The following is a 5,129-nucleotide window of genomic DNA, read 5'->3' as shown; positions in this document are numbered from 1 at the left end:
AATCACTCAAGGCGGCACCTCCTGCCACCTTGAATCACCCAACAGAGATCAACTCAACAAATTAATGGGTCCTGACCCTAGCTGAGAGCCCCCCGCAGCCAAGCCGCTGGTCCCTCGGCGCTGGGAATGGGCATTGGAGACGGAATTGCGCTTACCGCTACGGTCCGAGGCGCGTGACAGATGACCGCGTCAGCCTCTCCACCCCGAGCTACGATTCCCCGCATTCGATCAGGCACAGCAAATTCAAGGCCAAGCGAGGCCTTACCGGTCTCGGAAACCGGCGCTACTTCGATGAGTATCTCGCGGCGGAATGGAAGCGCGCAGTCCGCACGCAGAGTCCGTTGTCGCTTTTGATGATCGATGCAGATCACTTCAAGCGCTATAATGAGACCCATGGCCACATGGCGGGCGATGAGGTGCTGAAGCAGGTCGCCGGTGTGATCCAGAGCACTTGCAATCGCTCTACGGATCTCGCTGCGCGATATGGGGGCGAGGAGTTCGTTGTTGTGATGGTCGACGCTTCGTTGGCGCAATCGGGCACCGTCGCGGAGCGGCTCGTCCAGAGCGTGCGGGAGTTGAGCATTCCGCACGGGTCCGAGCGGGTGACCATAAGCGTTGGTGTTGCAACGACGGTACCCAATGAGACCCATACGCCACATGATCTCATCAATGCAGCCGACCTGGCGCTTTTCCGGGCCAAGTCGGAAGGACGAGACCGCGTCGTGTATCAAGAATAGTTTAAAGCCTCCTAATAGGATCAATGGCGCTGGCGAGCAGCTTGCGGAGGTGGCCGCCTTCTCCTCGCGACCTTTTATGCTGTCTCACCGGCTGAGCCACCTCGTATGTCCCACAGGGCAACCCGAATGAGGATGGCCAAGGGGGAACTTTTGGCATCGTCCTGCGGAGTGGTTGGACAGAACGCTTCCCTGACGCGTGCGCTCGAGAGACGAAGAGCGAAACGGACGAGATCGCAAAGGCTCGTCTTCCGCAATCACGGAGTTACCTGAATTTCCAAACCCGCTATTGTTCCAGGCGGCGGACCCCAACCCGCTGGGCCGGCGTCTCTTGGCATCTACCCCAACGGCCCCCAATGACGCCGGCCGCTTGCCGCAGCCGCAGTGACGCCGGCGGTTAAGGCCTTCGCATGGGACTAACACTTCGCGATTGCTATCGGTTTTTCCGCATGGCCCAGGCGGCTTTCGCCGGCCGAAATGGACTCTCCAACGTAAACGCGTCTGGCAGAATTCCCTTTTCGACCTGTGTCCATGTGACTGGAGCGGCTATCGGAAAGCTTGAACGGGCTCGAGGCGAGTAAGCGCCGACGGCTGTGTTGCCACGGCCGTTGCGGAGGTAATCCAGAAAGATGCGCCCACAACGAGCCGACGGCGCAGCCGACAAAAGATAGCGATCGGGGTGCTTGCTGACCAGTTGCTGTGCCAGCTTTCGGGCATACTGCCGGGCGTCGTCGTGGGTGATCACGGCCTGCAGAGGCGCCATCACATGCAGGCCCTTGCCGCCGGTCACCTTCGGCCAGCTATCGAGTCCTTCCGAACGCAGCATATCCCGGACCTTCAGGGCCGTTTCGACGATCATCTCCCATTCGATGCCTTCGCCAGGATCCAGGTCGATGACAACCCGGTCGGCATGCTCGATATCATCGACGGTGGTGTTCCAGGGATGCAACTCGACAGCGCCTATTTCCACCAAGCCAAGCAGCCCATCAAGATCATCGACCCACAGCCTCACGCCTTCTCCACCCTCGCGCTTCTGAACACGCAGTTGGTGCACGGTATCCGGAATGTCGGGCAATCTGCCCTTGTGATAGAAGGTGATCCCGTGAGAGTGGCGAACCAGCTTGAGCGGCCGCCGGCCGAGATGGACGAGCGCCTTCTTCGCCACCTTCTTCCAATATCGGATCAGCTCCTCTTTCGATGGCACCATGGCGTCGGGCAGCAGTTGTAGAATGTTCTCGCGCGGGACGCCGGAACTTTCATTGGACGGCGGCTTCTTGCAGACCAATGACGCGCCGGCCGGCGGGCTCAGATCGTCGCGCAGGCCCTTGAACACCGCTTCGCGCAGCAGCCCGTCATCGGTGGTGCCGCTATACTGGATTTCGGCCTCAACGGCCGGCTGCACCCACGTCGCCTTGGGCTTGTCTATCGGCTCGGCGAGCGGAGATTTGTCGACGATTAGCGGGTCCAAGCGCTCGCGCACTTCGCGTGCATCGGTAAGGCTATAGCCGCTCTGCGCCTTGCCGGCGTAGTGGACGCGATTGCCATCTCTGCGGCCGAGGTAAAGCGAGGCGATCCTGCGCGGCCTGGCACCCAGCTTCTCGACGAAGGCGACGATCGGAAAATTGTCGCTCTTGATGCATTTGAGCTTGAGCCAACTGTCTTGCCGACCGGAGCGATAAGGCGAATCTGCACGCTTCGAAACAATCCCCTCAAGGCCCATTTCGCAAGCGTGCTCAAACACAGTCGGGCCGTCGCCTTCCAGATGATCAACGTAGATCAGGGCCGGCGGTGCGCCTTTCAGGAGACGTTGCAGGGTCCTTTTGCGCTCAAGCAACGGAACGTCCCGCAGGTCATTGCCGTCGAGGTGGAGGAGATCGAATGCGTGGAAGATAAGGTTCGTCGATTCAGCCTTGCCAAGTTCGCGACGTAGCGCCTGGAAATCAGGACGTCCTGTGGTGCCAAACACTGTCGCTTCGCCATCAACGATGGCCCGCTCCGTGGTCTTTAACTGGGCCGCAGCCCGGACGATCGGTCCATATCGGTCGGTCCAGTCGTAGCCGTTTCGCGTGAAGGCCTGCACCCTACCCTCTTGGATGATCAGCTGCGTACGGTATCCATCGTATTTGATTTCGTGGGTCCACCCGCGGCCCTTGGGCGGCTTGTCGACCAACGTTGGCATTTGGAACTCAATGAACGATAGCCGGCCAAGGCCAAGCTCGGTTAGCATCCACGCGCACTCCAAACGCTGCGATTTGAATCAATATCGCTGGTTCGAATCGGTTCCGAAACAAATTGCGGATTCAGGCTGGCGTCGGCATTTTCTCTAAGTTGGCAATCCTTTGACGACCGCAACAACCGCCCGGGGCCGCCACGATCAACGAGTTCACTTCGGAGGCCGGCGAACCAGCCTGGCAGCGACCGCCCGTCACGGCGAACTAGTGACGCCACTAAGCCACTAAACTGCTCTCTCAGGAGCTCAGATCCGCAAGCGTCTCAGATGAGCTAAATCGCACAATTCTCCTGGCTCCTAGTAACCGATGGGAGGCAGAATGGGGCGAACGCAGGCCCAAGATAGCGGCGGACCAGCAAACATTTCAGAAGCCGCGGGCTGTAAAAAGCGCAACGAAAGCTGCTTGCCCGCGTTGCCATTGATCCGAAGCTCCACCAGGAGGACCACATGGGCGACGACAAGAGCACACGCGACCGAGCCCGCCTGGGATCCAGCCAAGACTTCGACGTGGAGCATTTCGCGCAGCAGAATGGCATTGCCGTGGACCAGGTTCCCGACCTGATCCGGGCCAATGACAACGATCGCACGGGGGTTGCGGAAGCCATCAAGGCCCTCCGGCGGTCGGCCGGCCGGAGCCGGTTGGACGGCAGGGGAGATCCGCCAGGAAAGAGCACGGATGCATCTCGGCGAAGCGAAAACTGACTGCCGAACCAGGTGATTGTCACTTATGAGCGGATGAGACCGGCCGTCAAATCTCAGTCGTCGCTGCGCGCTTGTTGGTCTGACTTTAGCAACCTTCCGCCCGTAGGGATCGCACCATTCGCACCACGATCGGATCGTACGGGATTTTTTCGGATCTGCTGTAGTTCATCGTAAAGAGCGCCGCACGGTCATTGCAGATCGCAATGACGCGCACATAGCGGATTTGCCCGTCCCTGAGGCCGGAATAACTGGCCCAAGTCGGCTTAACGCGCCGATAGGTCACTTTCCAGCCCGCCTTTTCGTCCTCGACAATTCGATGCTCTATCTCGGCGCGGAAACTGGCCTTTCCGAGCCTTGCGCCCCAAACAGCAAGAAAGGCCCCGTTTTTGCCCTGAAAAGCTGCCCCCTGGTCGGAACGCTGAGTCAGAACAAAGCCAGGGGGCACATCGAATACAAAGCCAAACTGCTTGACGCCGAAGGGCTGCCACTCTTGCGCATAAAGAAGCGTGGCGGAAAATAACAACGAGACGAAGCTAAGCAGCAAACGGCTCATAGGGTTTAATTAGGATCGAGTAACATACCGGTCCATACCCTGCCGGGTCCCGGTCGCAGATTTTTTTGCCAAGGCGACTTAGCATCGGCAACCTGTGCAGTCGTAGACACGGGCGGCGCCGCACGACAGGCAGCTTAACGCCGATCTGCTCCAAACTCATACTCGGCCATCACCTTGACCATTTGCGATGAGCCGCCGTTGATGAGCTGCGGCTGGCCCAGCCAGACGCCGCCGCATGCATCGACGGCAAGATTTTCTGCCTTGGCCGGTAACCCATGGCTTACGTGTCCTCGCGTCCAAGCCTTTGCCGATTCCGACTGGAACCAATGCGACCTGGGCCGATTAACAACCGAAGGGACCTCTCGGATCCGGAATGACGGTCGATCTGTTGAACATTGAGCTGGCTGAGGCCAGGCAGCGCGTTAAACGAGCGGAGCTGTCTCTCCAGCGTGCAAAAGAAATGCTGAACAAAAACTGCGACGTCGGCATTAATATCGCGCTGTGCGGCAGGATTAGGTCTGCGCAACGGCGAGTGGGCGAGGCCAGAGCACGTCTGGTCAAGATAGATCCACCCGGCGCGGGCGGCAGTCGAATAGGCTAAATTATTCTGCCGCGGGCGGGGCGCCGTCACAACTGATCAAAGCAGCCACAAATCTGCCTCAAGGAGGCGCTCGTCCCTACTGCCAATACATCGGGGAATGCAGGGGACGCGACTGGGGCGACCAGCTTAGAAACGGCTTGCATAGTGACCGCGATTCGTCACCTCGTTGACAAGCTTGCGGTGATGTGAACAGGATTATACAGGCTCATTGAACAGGTACTTATATGAAGCGGCGTTCGGTTCAACTGTCTCCCGGCACGGGCAAGCCAGAACAGATTGCCACGGTTCTCGAACATGAAATCCGCTCCG

General features: G+C 59.1%; 5 protein-coding genes. 3 read left to right on the top strand and 2 right to left on the bottom strand.

The features are described from left to right. Window positions 1-173 precede the first annotated feature (173 nt). The gene (locus tag NKJ17_RS33520) at window positions 174-737 is read left to right on the top strand and encodes a GGDEF domain-containing protein (protein ID WP_352509967.1); all 564 of its coding nucleotides are present in this window, start codon (window positions 174-176) and stop codon (window positions 735-737) included. 430 nt (window positions 738-1,167) lie between these two features. Here the strand turns inward: NKJ17_RS33520 and ligD are convergent, their stop codons facing one another. Next, window positions 1,168-2,961: a DNA ligase D gene (gene ligD / locus NKJ17_RS33515; protein ID WP_352480616.1), complete on the bottom strand. Its 1,794-nt coding sequence runs from the start codon at window positions 2,959-2,961 to the stop codon at window positions 1,168-1,170. Window positions 2,962-3,411: 450 nt separating this feature from the next. Here ligD and NKJ17_RS33510 point away from each other — a divergent pair, with 450 nt between their 5' ends. Continuing rightward, window positions 3,412-3,666 carry a hypothetical protein gene (locus NKJ17_RS33510; protein ID WP_254818584.1) on the top strand — a complete coding sequence of 85 codons (255 nt, stop codon included), beginning with the start codon at window positions 3,412-3,414 and terminating at the stop codon, window positions 3,664-3,666. Window positions 3,667-3,751: 85 nt separating this feature from the next. Here the strand turns inward: NKJ17_RS33510 and NKJ17_RS33505 are convergent, their stop codons facing one another. Further along, complete coding sequence (locus NKJ17_RS33505) at window positions 3,752-4,219, bottom strand: hypothetical protein (protein WP_352509969.1); 468 nt, start codon at window positions 4,217-4,219, stop codon at window positions 3,752-3,754. Between the two features lie 373 nt (window positions 4,220-4,592). Here NKJ17_RS33505 and NKJ17_RS33500 point away from each other — a divergent pair, with 373 nt between their 5' ends. After that, the gene (locus NKJ17_RS33500) at window positions 4,593-4,820 is read left to right on the top strand and encodes a hypothetical protein (RefSeq protein ID WP_352509970.1); all 228 of its coding nucleotides are present in this window, start codon (window positions 4,593-4,595) and stop codon (window positions 4,818-4,820) included. The last annotated feature ends 309 nt before the right edge of the window (window positions 4,821-5,129 follow it).

Source organism: Mesorhizobium sp. M0208 (assembly GCF_040322015.1).
GTDB lineage: Bacteria > Pseudomonadota > Alphaproteobacteria > Rhizobiales > Rhizobiaceae > Mesorhizobium.
This window is presented reverse-complemented; position numbering and strand designations above follow the sequence as displayed.